The following is a 22,528-nucleotide window of genomic DNA, read 5'->3' on the forward strand; positions in this document are numbered from 1 at the left end:
GATGCCGCCGTGGTGCTGAACGTGCTGGCCGAATGCGCCACGTTCAACCCCGCCGAACCCGTGGCGTGGATAGATGCCACCCTGCGCACCCAGTTGCAGATGCGCCCCGCCCCAGAACCCACAAGCCCGCACGCGCGCCGCATGGCCGCGTGGGATGGCGTGCCGGATATGGAGGGCGTGTAAAACATGCCGCAGCTTTACAAGGCGCAGGCAGCGGGCGCGGCATTTGCACGGGGCGCGCCCACACAAAACCCTGCAACGCAACAGGCGCAAGCTCCGCGTAATACGGCAACACGCCCCCTACAGGGCAACGCATCTTGCTGCCCGATCTTGCGTGCAGAAAATGCCAAGGGCGTGCCACAGCCAAAGGGCGCAGGTGCAATAACGCCCACTCCCCTTGCTGGTGGTTACACCCCCGCGCCGCCCGATGTGCAGGCGCTGTTTGCCGCAAGGCGAGAGGGTGTGGCGTTAACTGCGCAAGATATGCCGCCGGATGTTGTGGCGCATGTGCAGGCGTGCTGGCAGCGTGTGCAGGTGGCCATGCAGCCCGTAAGCCAACCTGTTGTGGCGGCGTGGCTGAAAAAGCTGGGGCAGCTTGTTTCCAACCCACCGGGGGCGGCGGATGCGGCGGCACAGTGCCGCGCCATTTATGAAGTGTGCGCAGATATTCCCGCCGGGGCGTGGTGCCCGCAGGCGCGTTTGGCATGGGCGCGGCAACCGGCCCGCAATGGTTACCCGGTGGGGGCGCGTTGGCCTGCTCCGGCAGAATTGCGCGCTGTGCTGCTGCCTTTTGCAAACACCATCTGGCGCGATGCCCACGGCTGCAAGGCCCTGCTGGGGCGGCCCACACGCACGCCATAACCCAATAATGCTTTGTAAATACCGCAAAAATACGGAACGCACATGAAAAATCAGGCCACAGCCTTACCCAACACATCTGCCCCCGCTGGCCTTGTGGCGCAGGCTGCCCTTAACAGGCCGCGCCGCACGGTGCAGGGGCTGTTGCAGGCCGGGGATATTACGCAAGAAGCCGCCGATGCCGCAGAGCGGTGGTGCCGCAACTATGTGTTTGGCTATTTTGATTATCTGGAACACACAGGCCCCGCCCCACAAGGGCAAACCGTGCGGCATGATGCCGTATCCTGGCAGATGGTGCGCGCACAGGCTATGGGGCGCATTACGGCGGTGCGCGATGCGCTGGGCCTGTGTGCGCACCAGCGTTTACGCATGATGTTGGTGGATGATCTTTCCTTCCGCGCTATGGGGGAGGCATTGTTTCCCGCAATTTCCAGCAGTTCTGCGCAGCGCAAGATAGCGGCGCAATGTGCTTTGGTGCTGGAGCAGCTTGCCGCGCTGGAGGTAACGCTGCGCCGTGCAGAGCAGGCCAAAAAGGCCAGCAGACGCAAAAAGGCTGATGTAGAAAAGAAAGTTGTGCAGCCGTAACGTGCAGAAATGCACCCACGCAAAAAGGAGCCGATGCCCACGCACCGGCCCCTTTTTTGCAAAGCGTATGCAGTGCTGTGCGGTTTTTACGCCAGCGCGGCTTTGGCCTGTGCGTTATGCGCGGCCACAGTGTAAGCGCCTGTTGCCAAAACCTGCACATGCAACTGGCAAAGCCCCTGCAAGCTGGCAGGCAGAGGCAGCTTGGCGTGGCCGTTTGTCCAACGTGCCTGCCCGGATACTTCTACCGCGTGCCAGCCTTCCAGCGTATCGGTTGTAAGATGCGCCGTTACAGGCTGGCGCGTGCCAGCAGATGTGATGCTGATATGCCCAACAGCCACACCCAGCATGCGCCGATCATCTACAAACGGGCCTTCTGCATCGCACGGGCGGAATGTGCGTGATACCAGAGAGACGCTTTGTGCCCCCTGTGCGGAAAGCATAAAGGTGTACATGCCGTTTTCATGCCGCAGCGGGTGCACCGTATGGCCTTGTGCGGTGACCAGATGCAGGTTGGGCTGTGCAGATTTTTCTGTGCTTTGTGCCGCGGTGTTTGCATAAAGCGTGCTGCCACGTTCTGCCAGAGTGCGAAACAGTGGTTCTACAAATGTGCGGCTGGTTTCCAGCTTTGCGGCGGCATCCTGCGCCCAGCTTTTTACTGCGCCGCCAATGCGCGCCACGGGGCCTGCCTGCGTAAAGCTGCTGCGGTTGCCTGTATCCAGATAGCTTTCTGTAAGCATACCGTTGGCCATGATAATGGCGTGGCCTTCGGTTTCGATATGGTAGTAATCGTAACTGGCAAAGCTTGTGTCATACGCAATGGATGTGCCGTTTACCAGCATGCGCACAGGCACAAACTGGCCTTGCAGATACAGGCAATGTTCTGGCGTAATCAGCAGATCTGCTTCGGGCACACCGGCGGCAATGGCGTTGGCGCGCACGCGCACGGGGTAGCCTGCCAGATCATCCGCCGCAGCGGGGTCGGTGCGGGCCTGCGCCTTGCCTGCCCATGTAATGCGGCGCGCAACGGGCTGGCCATCTGTTGTAAATGCAAGAACTTCCTGCCCCACAACAAGGTTTTCTACCGCAACATCACCTTTGGGGGTGCGGATCATGCTGCCGGGCAAAAAGCAAACCAGAACGCCCGTTGTATCGGTGCTGTTTTGTGCCGTGGCGCTAAGGTAAAGGTTGCCCCCGCTGGTGGCCTGGTAAAGCGTTTTGGTGGCGGGGGTGTAATCTCCATTCACAACAACGGTAATGCCGGTGTTGGTGGTAATGGTTGTGTTGGTGCCATTATATGTGGCGTTTGTAACGTAACCAGCGCCGGGAACTTCGATAGTGGCCCCTGCGTTGCTGAAACCATCAATGTTGGTGAATGTTAGAATTTCTACGCCACTTGCGGGTGTAACCACCAGCGTGCCGCCGCCACTGCCAAATGTAATACCTGCACCGCTGAGTGCGGAAATTTCGGATTGCTGCACAACGCCCAGATTAAGGGTGCCGCCGTTTTTGATATTGTATGTTGTGCCGGTTAGGGCGGTAATAACATTGGCGCCGGTAAGGGAAATGGTGCCGCCATCTGCTGTAAAGGTGGAACCCGTAAGCAGGCCCAGCACGGTAGAGCCAACATTAATGGTAACGTTTGCGCCATCTTCTGCCGTAACGCTGTAGGGGTTAATGGCGCCAATAATTGTAGGCGCAAAACTAAGCGTAGCTGTAACATTGCTGCCTTCAAATGTAGCGTCCGCTCCGCCGAGAGATGCAACACCCAAAATCCACAGCGCAGGAAAGAGTGTGTAACTGCCGCTTTTGGTGACAGTGTTGCCATAACCATAAAGACTGGACATCGGCATGTTCCTAAATGATGTACTGGAAATAAAGAATATTTCTGATTCTTGCATGTATAATATAGGCAAACGCGGATAAGGCGTTACGGATATTTATTTTCATAAATAGGAAACTTTCAGAAAAACTGTTTAAATACGAACAACATTTATAAAATTAAAATTAATACATAATTCAAAATGAACTGTTTTTGGTCCGGATTGTTTCTATATAGCGGAAGCGGTGATATAAGCCGCCGCGAGAAGTTTGGAAGTTTTTTGAATAAATGGGAGATTTTATAAAATTTTATCCCAAGAACTTATCTGCACGCGGAGTAAAATTATGATGATAGGATATGTAAGTGCAGATTGCCCTTTTGTAAGCCGGGATGAGCAAAAAAAGGTTCTGGAAGACGCGGGATGCCGTGTTATATTCACGGGCTCTTTTTCAAAAACCGGATCATGTTTTTTGCAGTTTGTGGCGCGGCAAAAGGCAGGCATGCGTATTGCCGTGGTGCAGATGGATTGCATTGTAAGTGGCTGGCGGCATTTGCGTGATATTATCATGCAAGTTCAGCACAAGCACTGCACGCTGGTTTCTGTAAAAGAACCGTGGATTAATACATCTGCCGGGCGTGGTGCGCTTATGCTGGAAATGCTGTGCGGGCTGGAAGAACTTGAAAAACGCTTTATACACCAACGCATGTCTTCTGGTCGGCATAAGGCTATATCTGCCGGGTGCCGCATGGGCCGCCCCAGTAAATTAACACAACAGCAGCTAGAGGCCGTGGCGCAGGCACGCGCTAAAGGCCATACCCTGCGTGAGATTGCCCAGGAATATGATGTGAGTATCAGCATGATTTCGAGGTTATTAAAAAAGTTGCCTCGTAAATCATAAATAATGTGTTCAGAATGATAACCCCTGCCCGTTTTACAGGGCTATTATCCTGAACACATGGTTTGCAAAACCCCTTGTATTACTTGTGGGTTTTGCGAGGCCCATGAAAATCGTGCTTCATATACGGGATGCTATCCAGAATCTGGATAGACAAAAGCCCCATTTTGTTGCGGCTGCGCTCTGCTGTCATGGGCAGGTGGGCGTGGCCATCTGTCCAGCGGCCGGGCTCACCATCATGTTCGTGCCAGCCAGAAAGGTCTTTTTCTATATGTGAAGAAATCTTGCGGGGCTTTCTGTTTTCCTGAAGGGTAATTTCCCCCACACGTATGCCAAGCCGCCGTTTGTCCTGCACGTAAGGTGCAATAACATCTACCGGCCTGCTGGCACGGGTGGAAAGATGCACTTCATGCACGTTGGGCGGCAGCATGAACATGGCCAGATTGTTTTGTTCACGCATTTTGCGGATAAGCTTGCCGGTATCCGTAATCAGGCTGAGGTCATGCTCATGCGTTATTTCGGGCGGGGCAAACAGATCGTGCTTTAGGCCGCGGCTTTGCGCCCGCGCCAACAGGCGGTGGTAAAGTGCGCCCACAACATCGCGCTCTGTTACCACGGGGGCATCTGTGCGGGTGTGCCAGTGTGTGTTGTTGGGGCAGGGCGGCAGGGCGCTGGCTACCAGCAGGCCTTCTGCCACAATAATGGCGGGGCCATCTGTTTCTAGCGGGTAGGCTGTGTAGCGCTCAAAGGTGTGATCGTAAAAAATAGAAAGCCGGTTTACCAACAGTGCTGCGGGCACAAACTTGTTTTCAAAAAACAGGCATTGGTCTGGCGTAAGCAGCACATCCTGCATGGGCAGGCCATCTGCAATGGCATCTTGCAGCACGCGTATGGGGTATCCGGCCTCATCTTCTGGCAGGCCGGGCAGCACGCAAATATATTGCGGCATAACCTTGGTAACCGGGGCTGGGGTTTCTGCCATTTCCGGATCATACGTTACCAGCATATGGCCGGGGGTTAGGCTTTGAACAGGCAGCGGCCCGGTTTGCGTATGAATGTTGGTATTATGAAGAACGCCCGGCACAGAGATATCTGGATGGCGTGCGAAAGCGCCATCGGGAAGGGCCTGACCAGATTTGTCGTGAATGTCATGCACAACCGCATGGCGGGGAAGCGCTGTCATTTCTTCCTTCTGACTTACACCACGGAAAAGGGCTTCCGTATCTGTGCTTCTACATAAAATGTTCCTTGATCCTTGCAGAACAAGAAGCATCCAGAATTTTTTCAAAGCCTGAGGAATAAGGCACGACTGCCTAATGTGTGTAGCAACTGCGTCCATCAGGCCTTGTTTACGCCATACTGTAACCAGCTATAAAAAATTTGCCAAGATATAAAAGCAAATAAACCGGGCGGAGGCTTAGTTTATCATTTTACTATGTTGTGTATATGTAAATTTAACGTAAATAAAAATACAAATAATTGAAATAAAATTAAAAGGTAATATTTTTATTTATTGAAATTTATACGGATTTTGTTTGGTTTGCCCATGAAAAATGCCCTTACGCGCAAGATACGCAGAAGCTAAAAATTGGAAAACTAGAAATTATAACAGCAATATAAGAATTTTTTTCCAACACAGGGGAAAGTGTAAATGTTTATCTAACGTGATTATCAATCTGTTGTATGCGTTACGCACATTATATGCAAATTAAGTATATCTGAAATGCAATATGGGTATGGTCTGCCAGAACCTTTCCCCCGCGCTGTGGCAGGGGAAAGGCCGGGCGTGCAAAATGTTAGTAGATATCGAAATCGTTATTGCCGGTGGAGGAAAAAGCCATGCGGCGTTCTGTAAGATCCAAAATCCACGATGACATGTCCGAGCGGGAGCGCGGCGGAAAGGGCAGCCGCTTGAAGATGGAGCGCATGGAGTAAAACTTTTTATACATCCACTGAATGCGGGCTTCCATTTCTCTGGGGGAGCAATTTTTGGGCCAGATCTGGCAGATTTGGCCGGGCCAGCGGTCAATTTCTGGCGCGTTGATAATACGGCCCGCCTTTTCCATACGGTTAAACAGCGCCGTGCCCTTGGTGGGCGTAAGGATGTTAAAATACGCCGCAGGCACCTTGTGTTCTTCTAGAAAGGAGATAGTGGCGCGGTAGATATCGTGGTCTTCATCATCAAAACCAAAGATGAAGTTGAGCGAGTAGCTGATATCGCGCTGGCGCAGGTTTTCGAACATTTCATGGTAGCGGCTGGCTTTGTTCCAGCCTTTGCGCATGCCGTCCAGAATATCCTTATCAATACTTTCAATACCGATATTTACGTGCATCACGCCGGATTTGCGCGCCAGATCCAGAAACTCTTTATCCAGGCACAAATTGGAAGACCACAGGGTAGACCAGCGGATACCCAGCGGCACCAGCCCTTCCATCAGTTCCATGGCGCGGCTTTTTTTGCCGCCAAAGTTGCTTTCACCAAAAAAGAAGTGGCTGCCACGGTTCTTGATCAGCTTCAGCTCGTTCACCATTTCGTCCACCGGGCGCCAGCGGTAGCGGCCACCAAGGTAGAACCGTTCGGAGCAGAAATCGCACACAAACGGGCACCCGCGGGAGGATTGCACGGCAAAGGTGCGGAAGGGGCCAAACTTTTTAAGGTCCAGCCGGTCATACCTTGGGGCGGGCAGGCCGTTCAGTTCCTTAAGGGGGGTGGCGCGGTAAATGCTTTTCAGCCGGTTGGCGGCGGCATCATCCAGCATTTCTTTCCAGATGGGTTCGGCCTCACCCACGCCCACGGCATCTACGTGCTCTGCGGCTTCTTCGGCGTTAAAATACACATGGGGGCCGCCCATAATAACCTTTACGCCGCGTTTACGAAATTCCTTGGCAATATCGTAAGCGCGGTAGGAATGGAGCGTCCAGGCCGTAAGGGCCACAACATCCACCGGCGCATCAAAATCTATATCTTCAAGCTGTTCATCCAGCAGCGTTACCTTCCATTCTGGCGGGGTAAGGGCGGCCAGATACGGCAGGGCAAGCGGCACCATCTGTCGGCGCTTAGTTTTGAACAGCGTTCGGTCCGTGGGGGCTTTATAATGCGTGGGCTGAATGATCAGAAGGCGTAGGTCATTTGCTGGCATGTGGGTATCAGGATCTGCTGTATTAAAAGAAAAAATGGGCAGATGGTGCCCCTTTGTTACGGAATATACATAAGCAGGGGTGGGGGGCTGTCCACCTCCGCTCAAGCATGGCGGATGTGTGTGCACCGTAACCAAACGCAGCCCCCAAGCTGGCCTGCGGGGTGGCGGTATGGCGCAGCGTGCGCTGTAATAACAGGAATGCACGCAGGGCATGGATTTGGCATATCCATGCGTTTCCTGCAATGCGGCGCGGGCGGGCTTTTGGCATGGCTCCTATGCCTGCATGTTGGGGGCTCGGCGCGCCAAGGCCATGCCGAGGTATGGGGTGGCCATAGGGGCAAAGCCAAGGGTGCTGTAAAACCTGCGTGTAGGGGGTGTTGCAGTTTATATAAGGGGCAATGGGTGGCATGGGCTGGCGGCGTAAAGGGGCAGGATGATTGGGGTTGGCTTTTTTCGGCCTGTTATGCAGGCGGCAGCGCGGGGTAGGGCGCGGTGCGTGGCGCCCTCCGGCACGGTGCGCGGTGCAGCGGGCTATCTTGTGCAGCGCATAGGCATGGGCCAGCGGTTTGCCCGTGCGGCGGCATGGGTGTGGCCCGGCAGTTCTGCCCAGCTTGCAGCCCGCCCCCATGCCGGATGGCGTGCAGATATAGATGGCCTGCGTGCGCTGGCTGTGGTGGGGGTGGTGGTGTACCACGTTTTTCCCGCCGTGTTGCCCGGTGGCTTTGGCGGGGTGGATGCGTTTTTGGTGATCTCCGGCTTTTTAATTAGCGGGCATCTGGTGGCGCATTTTGGGGCAGGGCGGTTTTCTGTGGCGTCATTTTTTGCGCGGCGCGTGCGCAGGCTGGCCCCGGCCTTGCTGGTGGTGCTGGCTGCCACGTTGCTGGCCGGGTGGTTGACCCTATTGCCAACCGAATTTGCCGCCGTGGGGCTGGATGCCGCAGCGGGTGCGGCATCTGTAGCCAATCTGCTGATGTGGCACGCCCAAGGCTATTTTGACCGCGCCGCCGTGCTGAAGCCGCTGCTGCATTTATGGTCTTTGGGGGTGGAGGAGCAGTTCTATCTGTTCTGGCCGCTGGTGCTGGCGGTGGGCTTTGCCGCGCGGGTGCGTGCAGGCGTGCTGGTGGGGGCCACGGGTGCGGCCTGCTTTTTATATAGTCTGGCGTGCAGCGTGTGGTGGCCGGGGGCCGGGTTTTATGCCCCTTTCAGCCGAGGCTGGGAGTTCATGCTCGGCGCAGCCCTTGCCTTGCGCGGTGTGGCGCATAAGCCGGGCGATGCCACGGGTGCGGCATGGGCGCGTGGCGCAAGGGCTGGCGTGGGGGGCATGTGGGCGCGGCGTGTTGCGTTTATGCAGGCAAGCGGTGTGCGGCATGGTGCGGCGGTGCTGGGTTTGGCCTGTGTGCTGGCCGGGTTTGTGGCGCTGCGGCCGGGGGTGGGTTTTCCGGCTCCGTTTGCTGTGTTGCCCGCCGGGGGCACGGCATTGCTGATTTGGGCAGGTGCTGGCGCGTGGGTGAACCGGCATGTGCTGGCCGCGCGGCCTATGCGGGCGGTGGGGCTTATCAGTTACCCGCTATATCTGTGGCACTGGCCGCTGGTATCTTGGTTTCATATTGTGCGAGGGGCTGGGGTTATCCATAACAGCGCGGGGTTTGCGCTTATAGGCGCGGCGCTGGTGCTGGCGTGGCTTACCACCAAAGCCGTAGAAAACCCGTTGCGCGGCGGGCATTTTCGGCGTGGCAAAACGGTGGCCCTTGTGGGCGGCTTGGCGGCCATATGCGCGGCGGGGCTGGTAACGTGGCACATGGCAGGTTGGCCGGGGCGGTTTGCGCACACCCCTGCGGGCACGGATCTGTCTGCAATCAATCTGGCGGTGCGAGATGGCATTTTTGCCCCCACGCCACATATGCGCATCACGCACGTAAACGGGCTGACAGTGGCCACCCTGGGCCATGCGGGCCGCCCTGTGCTGTTTACGGGGGATAGTTTGCTGTTTCAGTGGGGGCCGCGGGTAGAGGCGCTGTTGCAGCAGGGGCGGCTTAAACACACGGTTATTTTTGTGGCAGGCCCAAGCTGTAGCCCCTTTGCGGGCGAGGTTTACGAAAAATCCTTTGCATATTGCCAGAATATGCAAAACGTGCAGCAACGTATCATTCAACAACAGAATGTGCAGGCCGTGGTTGTGGGGGCGTTCTGGCCACGCGTGCTGCTGCATACGCCGGGCGCGCAGGCCCAAAAACAGGCGGCGTTTGTGCAGGATATCCGCAGCCTTTCGGGCAACGGGGCGCGGCCTGTATGGCTGGTGCTGCCTACCCCGGCAGATGCACGCTTCAGCCCCGATAAACTGGTAGCGCGAAGCCTTGCGCATATTGGTGTGAACACCCCTTTGCTGGAGCAGGGCATTCCCACCCGGCAGCTCCGTAATGATACAGCGGCGGATACAGCTTTTGTGCAGGGCGTTGCCACGCAAGCCGGGGCAAAGGTGCTGGATGCGTGGCCCGATATTTGCGGCACCGGCCCGGCCTGTGCGGTTGTTACCCCGCCAGCCACCCCCAAATATGCCGATGACAAGCATTTAAGGCCCGGATTTGTGCAACAGCACGCCGCGTTTTTAGATGATGTGTTGGCCCGTTAAGGCGCGTTCCAGCCCAGCCAGAAATCTGGGGCATCGTTCCATTTGGCCAAGATGGGGGAAAGGTGCCTGCGGGCCTGAAAACAGCCCATGGCAAAGCCCGCCGTGCCATCGCACGAATCGCTCCGATGGTGCAGCGCGCCCTGCATCCAGAACAATGCGCCGCGTTTGCGCTCGCCACTTAAACCGGCAATCCAGCGGTTCCATACATGGCGGGCGGTCTGCCCTTCATGATACGCAATCATATCCTGCGCGGGGCTGTTGGGCATGGCCATGGCGGGTGGCAGAACGTGGTAAGGCTGTGCGCCCGGCGCAGGTGGGGCGGTGTTAAGCGCATAGGCCACCCCCGGCGGCATGCGCCTACCGGGCGGGGGTTCTGGCGGCACGGGGCCAGCCAGCAGCAGCATGGCAAAACCCGCCGCAGCAATGCCCACCAGGCTTACCAGCCCAAAACGTATGGCGCGGGTTGCATCCGATGTGTGGGAAATAGGCTCAACCGAGACAGCACGCAGCGCTTTTTCTGCTTTTTTCTGGCATCGGGCGCTGCAATACGGCGCGTGGGTGGTGGTGTGATAAATTCGGTCACACCATGCACAAGCTCTGTCCATGACCTCCCCATCACCCAATCAGTCAAGTATTTCTGTCACGCGCGGCGCACTATATCAGTGTTCGATATATTTGCCAGTCCTGATTGTGAACTGTTCTTAACTGTATGTTCACATACCGGTTTGCTTTGCTTTGACATGGCGCGTGGTCATTCCTAATTCCCAATCATCATCCCAAAAATTGTAAAAACCAAGGACATTCCCATGCCAACAGCATTGCGTAAGGCAGAGCTGGCCTGTGGTGCGGTTTTGCGTGGTGGTGGCCGCTGGTGGGTTGTGGCGCAGGTTGCGCCAACAGGGGTGCTGATGTGCCCGCTGGTATGCACGCCACGCCACCGGCATCGGGCAGATATGTGCATAGGGTGGGCGCAAGCTCTGCTATTGGGCTGCCCCGCGCAGGCCGTGCTGCGCTGCCGCCCGGTATGGCGCGGGCACGTGGCGGGGCTTTTGTGTGTGGGCAGGTTAAAGCCCCCTGCATGCCAGCGCATGGTGGCCACCCTTGTGCGGGAACTGCACCACCACCAGCACGAAACAGGCCGCCCGTTTATAGCCCGCGGCAGGGCTGGGCGTTGTGGATCTTCTTTTGTTCAGCACGGTTGGATAAGCCCCCATGCCCCGCAAGACAACAGCACCCGCGCCGGGCGCATTAGGGCCATCAGCTTTGGCCCCAATGGCGCGCCGCAAAAGGCGCAGCACAAAACCCGTAACGCCGCTGGATATCTTCACCCGCATCATGCAGGGGGATGAAAGCATAACAGACCGCCAGTTTGATGCCGCCAAAGTGGCCGCCCCCTACATGCACCCCAAACTTTCGGGCCTTGCCACAGATGCTCTGCCCCGGCGGAGCGCAGATGCCTTTACGGATGAGGAACTGGCCGCCCTGGCGCAAGAAAACGGCGGAATGGCGGAGGGGCGCAAGGATGCACCACGCTGCCCCTAAAACGGCACGTACCGTACAGGCGGGTAGGGTGGCACGGGCGGAGCTGGCGCGTAGGCATGCCGCACGCACGCATGTTTTGGATTTTGCCCGTTATACGTTGCCAGATTACAAAGCAGGCGCACATCATGCCCTGCTGGCCCGTACGTTGGAGCAGGTGGAGGCCGGGCATATTGCACGGCTTATGGTGTTTATGCCGCCCCGGCACGGCAAATCGGAGCTGACATCACGCCGCTTTCCCGCATGGTATCTGGGGCGGCACCCCAAGCGGCAGATTATCGGGGCTTCCTACGGGGCCACGCTGGCGCAGGATTTTGGGCGCGATGTGCGCAATATTGTGGCGTCCTCCCGCTATGGGGTGTTGTTTCCCGGCACGCGGTTGGCGGCGGATAGCAGCGCGCGTGATGTATGGCACACCGCACAGGGTGGCGGTTACACCGGCATGGGTGTGGGGGGCGGCTTAACGGGGCGCGGCGCACATCTGGCCATTATAGATGACCCCGTAAAGGACAGGCAGGAAGCCGAAAGCCCCGCCCGCCGTGCCGCCGTGCTGGATTGGTACCGCGCCGTGTTACGCACCCGCCTGATGCCCGGCGGCGCGATTGTGCTGGTGATGACACGCTGGAGCATGGATGATCTGGCAGGCCGCCTGCTGGACGATATGCAAAACAAAACCGGAGAGGCATGGCATGTGCTGGATTTGCCCGCTTTGGCCACGGCGCCTGATGCGCTGGGCCGTGCGCCGGGGCAGGCATTATGGCCGCAGGCGTTTGATACGGCAGAACTTGCGCGTATTCGCCAAGCCGTGGGGGAGCGGGAATGGGCGGCGCTGTATCAGCAAAACCCGGTGCCGCTTTGTGGCAATTTGTTCCACACGCATATGCTCAGCGTGCAGGAGGCCTTGCCTGCAGCATCTGGCGCTACAGTGCGCAGGTGGGATTTAGCCGCCACCCGCCAGACCGGCAGTAAAAACCCGGATTGGACGGTGGGCGTAAAAATGCACCACCTGCCAGATGGGCGCTTTGCCGTAGCGGACATAACCCGCCTGCGCGGAGACCCCGCCCAAGTGGAAGCCACCCTGTTGGCCACCGCCGCGCGTGATGGTGTGGGTGTGGAAATTGTATTGCCGCAAGACCCCGGACAAGCCGGTGTGGCGCAGGCGCGCTACCTTACCCGCCGGTTGGCCGGTTACAAAGTGCGCTGCGTGCGCGAAACAGGAGATAAAGCCACCCGCGCCGCGCCATTTGCCGCGCAGGTGAATGCAGGCAACGTGCTGCTGCTGCGCGCCCCGTGGGTGCATGCGTTTATAGAGGAACTGGCCGCTTTTCCCGCCGCCACGCATGATGATCAGGTAGATGCCGCAGCCGGTGCCTTTGCCGCGTTGGCAGAGGCGCACCCCCTGCCACGCTTTGGGCCGGATTTTTTGGCCCGGATTTAAGGGGTGTGCTGCTGGCGAAGGGCCTGCTGGCGGCGTTTTTCTTCTTCTCGCTGTTGGCGTTTGCGGGCGCGTTCTGCGGCCATGTTGGCCCCCAAATGGGCCTCGCCACGCTGTTCGGCCAAACGGGCCTGGCGTTCACGCTCTGCATGGCGGGCGCGGCGGGCCTCATCCCACTGGCCGTAGCAGTGTGGGCAGGATACGCCGGTTTCAAACTTGGGGCTGGCTTTGTCTTCCGCGGTAATGGGGGTGCGGCAGGCGTGGCACAGTTCCAGCTCTCCGGGTTTAAGGCCGTGGCCTACGGTTACGCGCTGGTCGAACACAAAACATTCCCCACGCCACAGGCTTTCTGCCTCTGGCACGGTTTCCAGATACTTTAGGATACCCCCTTGCAGATGATACACCTCGTCCAGCCCTTCGGCTTTGGCAAAGGCGGTGGATTTTTCGCACCGAATGCCACCCGTGCAGAACATGGCCACACGCGGCTTGCGGCCTTTTGCCAAAAGTTCTTCCCGGTGCTGGCGGAACCATGCGGGAAATTCCCGAAAGGTTTTAATCTGCGGGTCTATCGCGCCTTCAAACGTGCCTACGGCCACCTCGTAATCATTGCGCGTGTCTATCAGAATGGTGTCGGGGTCTTTTAACAGGGTGTTCCATTCTGCGGGCGCAACGTAGGTGCCAACAATGTGGTTGGGGTCTGTGCCCTCTACACCCATTGTGACAATTTCCTTTTTCAGCCGCACCTTCATCCGCAGGAAGGGCATTTCTGGCGCGCGGGAGAACTTGACCTCAATATCCGCGCAGCCGGGCAGGGTGCGAATATGCGCCAGCACGGCCTGAATGCCATGATCTGGGCCTGCAATGGTGCCGTTAATGCCCTCGGACGCCAAAAGCAGAATGCCTTTTACCCCGTTGGCGGTGCACACATCCTGCAACGGCCCGCGCAGATCAGCCGGGTTTGCAAATGGGGTAAACCGGTAAAGCGCTGCCACGCAAATGGGCAGGGCGGCATTATCCGTATCGGGCGTTGGGGCAGAGGGCTGGGCAGTCATGCTCGGCGGGTTCCTTGGGCTTGTTGGGTGATTGCAGATCATCCGTTCCGCGCCACGGCTTACAGCACCGCAATCAGGTTGCATTTCAATGCCGCCCATTTACCCGCCCGCAGCGGGGGCAGACAAGTTTTTTCCGCGCCGACTATGGGTTTTGAGCGGCGGAGGGGTGGGTGCGCCGTATGGGTGCATATGGGGTTGTGGCTGTGTGGTGGCCACGTTTTTTTAATTTTTAACAAGGGGCAGGGTATGCCTGGTTTGTCTTTTTCTTCCCGCGCTATGCCGGGGTGGTGGCAGCGTATGCGCGGGCGTTGCGCCCCCGTAGCCCCGCCACGGAAGGAGCCGCTGCTGCCCCAAGGGGCTTTTGCGGCAGATGTTGCCAAGGTGGCACCGGCAGTTCCAGCGCGGGCAGATGTGTTTGCGCCGTATCGGCCCCCGCGTGGGGTGCGGGCCAATGGCAGCACCGCCCCGCTGGCTATGGATAGTGCCGCCGCACAGGGTAACCCCGGTTTGCTGGATTGGCTGCGCAATGCCGTGGCGGATGGGGTTGTGTTTCCCGGTTATGCGCGGCTGGCGGAAATGGCCCAGCGGGCGGAATATCGGCACATGGTGGACACTATTGCCACCGAGGCCACGCGCCAGTGGCTGGTGTTTACCTCCCGCACAGGGCAGGAGCAGAGCAAAGCCGCGCGCATCAGCCAGTTGGAGGCCGAATTTACCCGCCTGAATGTGCGTGATGTGCTGCGCCGCATGGCGGAAATGGATGGCCATTACGGCATGGGCCTGCTGTATGTAGATACCGGGCTTTCCCCCGTGGCGGGTGGTTTGGCATCACCTTTGCTGTTGCGGCCCGAAACTTTTCGTAAAGGCAGTTTGCGGGCCTTGGTGCCGGTAGAGCCTGTTTGGACAACCCCCGCCGCGTATGAAACCACAAACCCGCTGCACCCCGCGTTTTACAGGCCGCAAAGCTGGTGGGTGCAGGGCACGCTTTTGCATGCCTCGCGCTTGTTGCGGTTTTGCGCGCGGGAGGTGCCGGATATTCTTAAACCTGCCTATAATTTCGGCGGTGTTTCCCTTACGCAAATGGCGCGGCCCTATGTAGAAAACTGGTTGCGCACGCGCCAGAGTGTTTCGGATTTGCTGAATGCGTTTTCCATTGTTGCCCTATCTACCGATATGGCGGCTTATGCGCAGGACCCCGAAGGGCTTTTGGCACGGGTGGAGGCGTTTAACCGCTTTCGTTCCAACAGGGGCACGTTTGTGCTGGATAAGGAGCGCGAAAAGCTGGAGCTTCTGGCGGCTCCGCTGGCCGGGTTGGACAAGTTGCAGGCGCAGGCGCTGGAACAAATCTGCACCGTGGCGCAACAGCCGCTGGTAAAGTTTGCCGGTATTTCGCCTTCCGGGCTCAATGCCTCGGCAGATGGAGAGATCCGGGTTTTTTATGATCGGATCAGCGCTTATCAGGAATCCTTCTTGCGCCCGAACCTGACACGCATTTTGCATATGGTGATGCTGAATGTGTGGGGCGTGGTGGATACGGACATAGATTTCACCTTCCGCCCGCTGTGGCAGATGGATGAGGCCGAACAGGCGGAAATTGACGCCAAAAAACAGGACACGCCTTAAATGAACACACCCAATACCGGGCAGGCCCGTGCCAGCCCGCACGCTATGGCTGCGCCAGATACGCAGCTTTTGGCGTTGGACAGGGCCAGCGTGCGCCGGGTGGATGCAGATGGACATTTGCACATTGCGCACTGCATTTTATCCGCCGCAACCGTTAGCCCCTATTACGGGCGGGAAATACCGGGCGCTGCGGCGCTGGGCCTGAAAGATAATGAGGTTTACAGCGTTTTTCGCCCACCCGATGCGCTTATGCGGGCCGCCCCCAGCCTGCGTGGCAAGCCGGTGCTGATGCAGCATACCCCCGTAAGTGCGCAGGATCACCCCGCCAGCATAACCGTGGGCGCGGTGGGCAGCGATGTGCGCTTTACCCCACCCAACCTGACAGGCAGCTTAACAATATGGGATGCAACGGCCATTAAGGCCATAGAAAACGGCACACAGCGGGCGGTTTCTGCGGGGTATCGGTACACGGCTCTTAAGCAGGCGGGCACTTATATGGGCACGCCTTATACGCTGGTTATGGCGGATATTGCCTTTAACCATCTGGCCCTTGTAGCCCAGCCGCGCGTGCCTTCCGCCATTATTGGCGATGCCGCACCCAACCAAAACATGCCTTTAAATAACAGGAGCTTTCAGGCCATGCCTGATCAAACCCCCATTACCGTTGCAACTATGGATGCCGCCATTGCCCAGGCCGTGCAGCAGGCGGAAGAACGCGCCGTGCGCCAGATGGCGGAACTGCACACCGCCCGTGCCACCGTGCGCCCCTTTGTGGGCGATGTTGCCATGGACAGCGCCCCCGCCATTTACGGTTTTGCCTTAAAGGAAGCGGGTATTGATGTCACCGACGTGCCCGAACAGGGGCTAAAACCGCTGTTTGAAAGCTATGCCCGCATGCAGCCGCGTGCTGGTGGGGCATCCCCCATTATGGGGCAGGATGCCGCCGCAACGCAGGGTTTTCGGCAGCGCTTTGGGCTGGAACGCATTGGCGTGCGCGGCTGAACTCCCTTTTTTCTTTACGCATGATACAAGGCAGGTAAATGTCTTTTCAAAATCAGGTCAATATCCAGCCAGCGCCTGCTGTGCCGGGTGATTTTGCCTCTCTCAACCCAACAGCCACTTTTCCGGCGGGTGAGGGCGCATTGGTGGCGGCCGCTGGTGGGTGCACGGTGGCCGCTTTTGGCTGGGTGCAGGCCGATGGCGTAAGCGTGGCCAACATGCCGCCAAGTGGCAGCACCGCCGCGCCAGATGGCTTTGTGCATCGTGATCTTACAGCCCAGATCTCGGATTTTACGGCATCGGAAAGCATGGTTATTCCGCAGGGCTTTCCCGTAACGCTGTTTACGGCGGGAGATTTCTGGGTGCAGGCCACCACACAGGCCACACCGGGGCAGGCTGTTTTTGCCAGCCTGACAGATGGCACCATTAAAACTGCCGCAACGGGCAGTACCGTAAATGGCGCGGTAGCGACAGGGTTTTTTGTAGCCTCTGCCGGTGCCGTGGGTGAGCTGGTTCGGATTTCTACATGGATGCACGCATAATGGTTACGTCTTACACAGAACTGGCAGAACTCAACCGCCTTGGCTTTGTGGTGCCCGATGCGCGCGGCCTGATTGGCGCAGAGCATTTGGTATCAGACAGCATGGCGCTGGATGCTCAGCTCGCGCTTTCTACCACCGCTAATGCGGGCATTCCGGCTTTTATGTCTGCCTGGGTGGATACGGGGCTGATCAAGGTGGCCTTTGCCCCCATGCGCGCCGCCGAGCTGCTGGGCGAGGTGCGTAAAGGGGATTGGGTTTCTAAAACGGCTGTATTTCCCATGCTGGAAACGGCAGGGCAGGTTTCCTCCTACGGGGATTGGAACCAGAATGGCACGGTTAGCCTTAACCCCAGCTTTCCTGAGCGCCAGTCCTACCATTATCAGGTGTTTGTGGCGTGGGGTGAGCAGGAACTGGCGCTGGCCGGGCAGGCCCGCCTGCAATGGGCCGCCAGTCTGCGAGAGGCCGCAGCACTTAAGCTGAACAAGTTTCAGAACCAGACATACTTTTTTGGTATCAGTGGTCTAAAACTTTATGGGTATCTTAATGACCCACGCCTGCCTGCCGCCATTACCCCCACCACCAAAACCGCAGGTGGCACCGCGTGGGACAACGCCACCCCGGAAGAACGGCAGGATGACGTTATTGCTCTTATCAACCAGTTGCGCAAACAAACCGCCGGGCTGGTGGATACGGATACCCCCATGGTGCTGGGCCTTGCCCCAACCCGCATGGGTTTGCTAACGCGCCGCAACAGTTTTGGCCTTTCCGCCTTAACCATGCTGCGTGAAACCTACCCCAATCTGCGCTTTGTGCAGGCCGTAGAATACGGAGATGCCGCCGCCAACGGCGTGCAGACCATGCAAATTATGGCCGACCACGTGGATGTGCAGAAAACCGCAGAAGCCGCATTTACAGAAAAACTGCGTGCCCATGCCGTGGTTACAGAAGCATCGGCATGGAAGCAGAAGCTTTCTCAAGGCACATGGGGGGCCATTATTTACATGCCCGCAGGCATTGCCACCATGACAGGCCTGTAAAACACAGCCCGCGTAACGCAAACCCTGCATAAAAACGGAAAAACACATGGCAACATCATCAACAGTTACCGTTGGATGCAAGCTTCCCAACGGGCTTGTGCTGGAACTGGCAGGCCAGAAGCACGAACTGGCAGGCGCACGCACAGCCAAGGCGGGCGGGTATGGGCTTACCCCCGTGCCAGCAGAGTTCTGGCAGGCATGGGCGCAAAAATACGCAGGCTTTCCACCGCTGGAAGCCGGGTTGATTTTTGCGCAAACCTCGCCAGAAAAAGCCGCAGGCCAAGCCAAGGAGCAAGCCAGCCTGCGCACGGGTATGGAACCACTTAACCCCGCAGCGCCAGCCCACGGCATTACACCCGCATAAAGCCAAACTTTCCGTTATTTTGCAGCATGTAAAAGGATGTTTTTCATGCCGGAAAACCAGCCAATGCAAGCGGCTGCCTTATCTACTGCCTGCAACATGGCGGAAGATGGGGCCGTTGTGTTTGATGCCGCAGCTTTTAAGGCATGCTACCCCAACCTTGTAGCCAGTGCGGGGGCAGATGCCGCAAGCGCGTGTTTTGCCCGTGCAGGGCTGTTCTTGAACAACTCGGCCACATCCCCCGTGCGCAACCCGGCCCGCCGGGCAGATTTGCTGATGCTGATTACAGCACATCTGCTTCAGCTTGGCCTTAATAGCGGGGTGTATGCCACCGGGGCGGGGGATGGTGCGCCAGCCCTTGTGGGGCGCATTACCACCGCACGCATGGGCAGCGTGCAGGTACAGGCCGATATGGGCACGGTTTCCCCCACGCAGGCGTGGTGGGTGCAAACACCTTATGGCGCAACCTTTTGGGCGGCATCTGCCTTTTTGCGTATGGGGCGCTATGTGCCGGGGTGGCTACAGAGGGCGATTTCATGGCCATGAACGCAGTGTTCAACATGGCGTTGGGGGCCACGGCGGCTTTGTTGCCATCTGTGCCCGCCATATTGCGTATCAACACGGGTTATAAAACCGCAGCAGATGGCACCACCACCCCATGCACCATGGATATTGCCGTAACCATTCGGGTTCAGCCCGTGCCTACAGATGAGCTTACGCAAACAGATGGGCAAAACCAAAGCACCATTCAGCGAGAAATCTATATGCCCGGCACAATTTGCGGGGTGGATGGGGCGCATCAGTTTGGGGGCGATGTATTTGTGTTTGATAACGCGCACTGGCTGGTAACGGCTCAGCCCGAAGCTTGGGGTGGGCAATGGTGCCGCGTGTTGGTAACCCAACAGGTGGCGGCATGAGCACTCAAGTTGTGCAACAGCCAGATGAAGAAACGGTATTTGCCGCTTTGCGCACTTTTTTAACGGAAGTTCTGCCAGCAGGCACAACCGTTTTGCAGGCCCGGCAAAACCGCACGCCACCTCCACGCGGTATGTTGGTGTTAATGGCGCCTCTGCACCGCCAGCCTATTGGCACGGGTAGCACGCATTATGGGGCGCAAAGCTGCACCCTGTTGCGGCAGGAGCAGCTTGCCACCCAGATCAGCCTTTTTGGCACGGATGCCGCAGATGCCGCGCAAACAGTGCTCACCCTTTGGCGTGATGTATGGAGCACCACGTTTTTTACAAACCTTGTGGCACAACAGCAAGATATGCCACGCATTGCCCCTTTATATGCAGATAATGCCGAGTGTCTGCCCTACATCAACGCGCAACAACAATACGAACCCCACTGGCAGCTTACCCTGCACAGCCAGCTTACTTTTTCCATCACCCTGCCAGCCGCCACAGCTACCACTGCCACAGTGCACAGCGTGGCCGCAGACAGGCTTTGAAATGCGAGTAAAACCTGCATGATCCTTCCTGTTTCTTCCCTTGTGTCTGTCACGCCGGGTGTGCTGGCGGCGGGGGGCACCACAAACCTGCTGAATGGGCTTGTGTTTTCTACAAATACGGCGCTTTCTTCGGGCCTTTCCATGTTTACAACGGCGGCGGAAGTAGCAGCCACATGCGGTGCGGAAAGTATTGAAGCCAGCATGGCCAGCATTTACTTTGCGGGCTACACCAATGCGCAGGATCTGCCGCAAACGCTGTATTTTTACCAACTGCCCGCCAGCCCGGCAGATACGGATTACACCACAGCGCTTACAAATGCTGCCGCCGCCAGTGCAGATTGGTGCGCTTTTGCATTTGCGCAGGAGCCAGATGCCACAGCCAAAACGGCTATTGCCGCATGGATGCCCACAAACCCCAACCGCTACTGGGGCATTATGCAGGATAATGATGCCAGCATTTTGCAGGCAGGATCAGCCTGTTTTGGCAAAACTGTTACAGCACAGGCTACGCCGGGGCTAACGTGCCTGTGCAATACGGATGGCAACGGCACACTGGCCGCCGCCCTGTGTTTAGGCTGGGCCGCCAGCATGAACCCACAGCGCAATGCCGGGCGTACCACGCTGATGTTCCGCAACAATGGGGGCGTAACCCCGGCGGATATTACGGCCACACAAGCACAAGCATTGCTAGAAAATGGCTACAGCTTTTATGGTTCCTACAAAAGTGGAGATTCCACATTCAGTTTTCTCAATAACGGTGCAGTGTCTGGCCCGTTTGCATGGGCAGACAGTTATCTAAACCAGATCTGGATGACATCCTCCTTCCAGTCTGATCTGCTCACGCTGTTTTCTTCCGTGGGGCAAATTCCTTATGCCACGCAGGGTGATACGCTTCTGGCTACCGCTGTGCAAAACACGATTGATACTGCTGTAGCTTTTGGCGCTATCCAGCCCAACGTATCGCTTTCTGCCGCGCAGGCGCAGGTGGTAAATGCACAGGCTGGGCGCAGCATTGCAGATACGCTGGCCACACGCGGGTGGTATTTGCTGCCCGGTGCTTCTACCGCATCTGCCGCTACACGGGCCAAACGTGGGCCAGTGCAGGCGCGGTTCTTTTACATGGATGGGCAGTCTGTCCAGTCTATCTCTCTGGCTACAGTAGAGGTGCAGTAAGCATGTCTGATTACGATATTACCGCCGCCAACTCGGTTTTTACCATTACGGTGCCGGGGTTATACAATACACCCATTACGCTGGAAAACTACGCCGCCGATCGTGCTTTCGAAACCAGCATGCGGGATCTGGCAGAAACCTCAATGAGCATAGATGGCTACCTGAGCGCTGGTTGGATACCCACCCCTGTTCGGCAAACAATCTCTTTGGCGGCCAGCAGTGAAAGTGGCTTGGTGTTTGAGGCCATTGCCGCAGCGCAGGATGCCCAGCGCGGGCTGTATCGGCTGGGGGCGGAAATTCAACTGCCTTCCATTGGGCGCAAATATACCATGGTGCGCGGCCTTTTGCAGGCCGTGGCTGTTATGCCCAGCGCAGGCCGCGTGCTGGAAGGCCGCAGTTTTGAAATTCTGTGGGAGCGCGTATTGCCTGCTGCCTTGTAAAAAACAGATGTTTTTAAAAAGATACAGGAAAGAGCAGGCATGAAAACCGTGGAATACACGCACCCCCTGCCGGGGGAAGACCAAGGCAAGGTATTTGTGCTGACACGCATGGATGCGTTTGCCGCAGATAGCTGGGCGCGCCACGTGTTGCAGGCTGCCATACGGGGCGGCGCGCGCGTGGGGGCGGATATGGCGCAGGCAGGCCTTGCCGGGCTTGCCGCTTTTGGGCTGGAAATTTTTGGTTTTATGGAAGAAGCCGATTTAGATGCTGCTTTGGCCCGGCTGATGCAATGCGTTAAAATGCGGCCAGATCCGCACCGGCCAGAAGTAACACGTGCTGTTATTTCCGCCGATTTTGCAGAACCCGAAACTCTGGGCATGGTGCGGGCCGAGGCTTTTAGGTTGCATGTGGGTTTTTTGCGGGCCGCCGCGCACCAGCTTTTCCCCCTAGTGGCGGCTTTGCTGGGGGAAGAGGCCGCACAGGCCCCGTTGTAAACTGTGTAAATATCTCGCCCGCTATGGCGGCGGTTGTGGCATCGGGTCTTGCATCGTTACATGATCTGAAAACAATTTACGACAGCGAAGATTTTTATACGCTTGTCGAAATACTTTCTGTCCGCAACTGGAATATGGCGCATGCTCCCACGCAGGAAAGCCCCCAAACATGGCCAAAATTGTAAATACTTTGCCCCACAGCAGAGCACGTGCAACGTTGCCGTTGCTAGAACGGCTGCGCCGTGTGTTGGAACGCTTTATGCAGCCCCATGCACAGGTAAAAAAGAAGGAACACAAGGGCCTTTTAGCGTTATTGCACCTTCTGCACCAGTATAGCCTAGGGGGCGTGCATATGCCTTTGGGGGCGGGGGCGCAGAAACCTGTATTTTCTGTTCCTCTCTCTGCGCTGGGGGCAGGGTCATCTGTGTTTGCGCCGACAACAGGCCGTGCGGAAC

Annotated in this window: 25 protein-coding genes and 2 pseudogenes; 21 read left to right on the plus strand and 6 right to left on the minus strand. The window is 57.5% G+C overall.

Features of this window, described 5'->3' with window-relative positions:
• The 3 genes and pseudogenes from FKW19_RS14880 to FKW19_RS14890 form a co-directional block, all read left to right on the plus strand.
• Positions 1 to 183 (plus strand): annotated as a pseudogene (locus tag FKW19_RS14880) (winged helix-turn-helix domain-containing protein); the annotation flags it as partial.
• Positions 184 to 186: 3 nt separating this feature from the next.
• A complete protein-coding gene (locus FKW19_RS14885; RefSeq protein ID WP_238331328.1) occupies positions 187 to 861 on the plus strand; it encodes a hypothetical protein in 675 nt (224 codons plus the stop codon).
• Positions 862 to 903: 42 nt separating this feature from the next.
• On the plus strand, positions 904 to 1,443 hold the full coding sequence (locus FKW19_RS14890) for a hypothetical protein (RefSeq protein ID WP_006117060.1): 540 nt from the start codon (positions 904 to 906) through the stop codon (positions 1,441 to 1,443).
• An 86-nt stretch (positions 1,444 to 1,529) separates the two neighbouring features.
• Here FKW19_RS14890 and FKW19_RS14895 read toward each other — a convergent pair whose 3' ends face one another.
• Positions 1,530 to 3,293 carry a Hint domain-containing protein gene (locus FKW19_RS14895; RefSeq protein WP_089178649.1) on the minus strand — a complete coding sequence of 588 codons (1,764 nt, stop codon included), beginning with the start codon at positions 3,291 to 3,293 and terminating at the stop codon, positions 1,530 to 1,532.
• Positions 3,294 to 3,606: 313 nt separating this feature from the next.
• Between FKW19_RS14895 and FKW19_RS14900 the strand changes: the two genes are divergently transcribed.
• On the plus strand, positions 3,607 to 4,161 hold the full coding sequence (locus FKW19_RS14900; RefSeq protein ID WP_035354216.1) for a recombinase family protein: 555 nt from the start codon (positions 3,607 to 3,609) through the stop codon (positions 4,159 to 4,161).
• 79 nt (positions 4,162 to 4,240) lie between these two features.
• Here the strand turns inward: FKW19_RS14900 and FKW19_RS14905 are convergent, their stop codons facing one another.
• The 3 genes from FKW19_RS14905 to FKW19_RS14915 form a co-directional block, all read right to left on the minus strand.
• Complete coding sequence (locus tag FKW19_RS14905) at positions 4,241 to 5,341, minus strand: Hint domain-containing protein (protein WP_238331327.1); 1,101 nt, start codon at positions 5,339 to 5,341, stop codon at positions 4,241 to 4,243.
• A gap of 613 nt (positions 5,342 to 5,954) precedes the next feature.
• Entirely contained in the window at positions 5,955 to 7,298 is a 1,344-nt protein-coding gene (locus FKW19_RS14910) for a B12-binding domain-containing radical SAM protein (RefSeq protein ID WP_089179882.1), read from the minus strand.
• A gap of 22 nt (positions 7,299 to 7,320) precedes the next feature.
• A complete protein-coding gene (locus FKW19_RS14915) occupies positions 7,321 to 7,707 on the minus strand; it encodes a hypothetical protein (RefSeq protein WP_150199302.1) in 387 nt (128 codons plus the stop codon).
• 24 nt (positions 7,708 to 7,731) lie between these two features.
• Between FKW19_RS14915 and FKW19_RS14920 the strand changes: the two genes are divergently transcribed.
• Complete coding sequence (locus tag FKW19_RS14920) at positions 7,732 to 9,927, plus strand: acyltransferase family protein (RefSeq protein WP_089178650.1); 2,196 nt, start codon at positions 7,732 to 7,734, stop codon at positions 9,925 to 9,927.
• Here the strand turns inward: FKW19_RS14920 and FKW19_RS14925 are convergent.
• Complete coding sequence (locus FKW19_RS14925; protein ID WP_089178651.1) at positions 9,924 to 10,532, minus strand: hypothetical protein; 609 nt, start codon at positions 10,530 to 10,532, stop codon at positions 9,924 to 9,926. The two genes, FKW19_RS14920 and FKW19_RS14925, sit on opposite strands and share 4 nt — an antisense overlap.
• A 201-nt stretch (positions 10,533 to 10,733) precedes the next feature.
• On the opposite strand from FKW19_RS14925, the gene FKW19_RS14930 reads away from it, so the two are divergent.
• The 3 genes from FKW19_RS14930 to terL are packed head-to-tail and all read left to right on the plus strand — an operon-like array spanning position 10,734 to position 12,904.
• A complete protein-coding gene (locus FKW19_RS14930) occupies positions 10,734 to 11,276 on the plus strand; it encodes a hypothetical protein (protein ID WP_089178652.1) in 543 nt (180 codons plus the stop codon).
• Positions 11,263 to 11,469, plus strand: coding sequence for a hypothetical protein (locus FKW19_RS14935; RefSeq protein ID WP_089178653.1), 207 nt, complete (start codon positions 11,263 to 11,265; stop codon positions 11,467 to 11,469). Before FKW19_RS14930 ends, FKW19_RS14935 begins: the two co-directional genes overlap by 14 nt.
• Entirely contained in the window at positions 11,450 to 12,904 is a 1,455-nt protein-coding gene (gene terL / locus FKW19_RS14940) for a phage terminase large subunit (protein ID WP_089178654.1), read from the plus strand. The genes FKW19_RS14935 and terL overlap by 20 nt, the downstream gene beginning before the upstream one ends.
• Here the strand turns inward: terL and FKW19_RS14945 are convergent.
• Positions 12,901 to 14,052 (minus strand): rhodanese-related sulfurtransferase, encoded by a 1,152-nt coding sequence (locus tag FKW19_RS14945; protein WP_193561092.1) that lies wholly within the window; start codon positions 14,050 to 14,052, stop codon positions 12,901 to 12,903. The two genes, terL and FKW19_RS14945, sit on opposite strands and share 4 nt — an antisense overlap.
• Positions 14,053 to 14,199: 147 nt before the next feature.
• On the opposite strand from FKW19_RS14945, the gene FKW19_RS14950 reads away from it, so the two are divergent.
• From FKW19_RS14950 to FKW19_RS15005, 13 genes and pseudogenes are all read left to right on the plus strand, one after another.
• Positions 14,200 to 15,576: a DUF1073 domain-containing protein gene (locus tag FKW19_RS14950; RefSeq protein WP_089179883.1), complete on the plus strand. Its 1,377-nt coding sequence runs from the start codon at positions 14,200 to 14,202 to the stop codon at positions 15,574 to 15,576.
• Positions 15,577 to 16,578 carry a DUF2213 domain-containing protein gene (locus FKW19_RS14955; RefSeq protein ID WP_089178656.1) on the plus strand — a complete coding sequence of 334 codons (1,002 nt, stop codon included), beginning with the start codon at positions 15,577 to 15,579 and terminating at the stop codon, positions 16,576 to 16,578.
• Positions 16,579 to 16,616: 38 nt separating this feature from the next.
• Positions 16,617 to 17,117, plus strand: coding sequence for a hypothetical protein (locus FKW19_RS14960; RefSeq protein WP_063353635.1), 501 nt, complete (start codon positions 16,617 to 16,619; stop codon positions 17,115 to 17,117).
• The gene (locus tag FKW19_RS14965; protein ID WP_089178657.1) at positions 17,117 to 18,154 is read left to right on the plus strand and encodes a major capsid family protein; all 1,038 of its coding nucleotides are present in this window, start codon (positions 17,117 to 17,119) and stop codon (positions 18,152 to 18,154) included. The genes FKW19_RS14960 and FKW19_RS14965 overlap by 1 nt, the downstream gene beginning before the upstream one ends.
• Before the next feature lie 46 nt (positions 18,155 to 18,200).
• Entirely contained in the window at positions 18,201 to 18,518 is a 318-nt protein-coding gene (locus FKW19_RS14970) for a hypothetical protein (RefSeq protein ID WP_089178658.1), read from the plus strand.
• Between the two features lie 36 nt (positions 18,519 to 18,554).
• Positions 18,555 to 19,061, plus strand: a complete 507-nt coding sequence (locus tag FKW19_RS14975; RefSeq protein WP_089178659.1) for a DUF4054 domain-containing protein — start codon at positions 18,555 to 18,557, stop codon at positions 19,059 to 19,061.
• Positions 19,052 to 19,432 (plus strand): hypothetical protein, encoded by a 381-nt coding sequence (locus tag FKW19_RS14980; protein ID WP_063353638.1) that lies wholly within the window; start codon positions 19,052 to 19,054, stop codon positions 19,430 to 19,432. Before FKW19_RS14975 ends, FKW19_RS14980 begins: the two co-directional genes overlap by 10 nt.
• Positions 19,429 to 19,965: an LIC_12616 family protein gene (locus FKW19_RS14985; protein WP_193561091.1), complete on the plus strand. Its 537-nt coding sequence runs from the start codon at positions 19,429 to 19,431 to the stop codon at positions 19,963 to 19,965. The genes FKW19_RS14980 and FKW19_RS14985 overlap by 4 nt, the downstream gene beginning before the upstream one ends.
• Before the next feature lie 18 nt (positions 19,966 to 19,983).
• Positions 19,984 to 21,138, plus strand: a complete 1,155-nt coding sequence (locus FKW19_RS14990; protein WP_089178661.1) for a DUF3383 family protein — start codon at positions 19,984 to 19,986, stop codon at positions 21,136 to 21,138.
• Positions 21,139 to 21,140: 2 nt separating this feature from the next.
• Positions 21,141 to 21,578 carry a phage tail fiber protein gene (locus FKW19_RS14995; protein WP_089178662.1) on the plus strand — a complete coding sequence of 146 codons (438 nt, stop codon included), beginning with the start codon at positions 21,141 to 21,143 and terminating at the stop codon, positions 21,576 to 21,578.
• Positions 21,579 to 21,617: 39 nt separating this feature from the next.
• Positions 21,618 to 22,073, plus strand: coding sequence for a hypothetical protein (locus FKW19_RS15000; protein WP_006117080.1), 456 nt, complete (start codon positions 21,618 to 21,620; stop codon positions 22,071 to 22,073).
• Between the two features lie 35 nt (positions 22,074 to 22,108).
• Entirely contained in the window at positions 22,109 to 22,258 is a 150-nt protein-coding gene (locus tag FKW19_RS15495) for a hypothetical protein (RefSeq protein ID WP_162870674.1), read from the plus strand.
• Positions 22,243 to 22,528: pseudogene (locus FKW19_RS15005) on the plus strand (hypothetical protein); the annotation flags it as partial. The gene FKW19_RS15495 and the pseudogene FKW19_RS15005, both read left to right, overlap by 16 nt.

The sequence above is a fragment of the Acetobacter sp. DmW_125128 genome, from assembly GCF_008704325.1.
GTDB classification, from domain to species: Bacteria; Pseudomonadota; Alphaproteobacteria; order Acetobacterales; family Acetobacteraceae; genus Acetobacter; species Acetobacter oryzifermentans.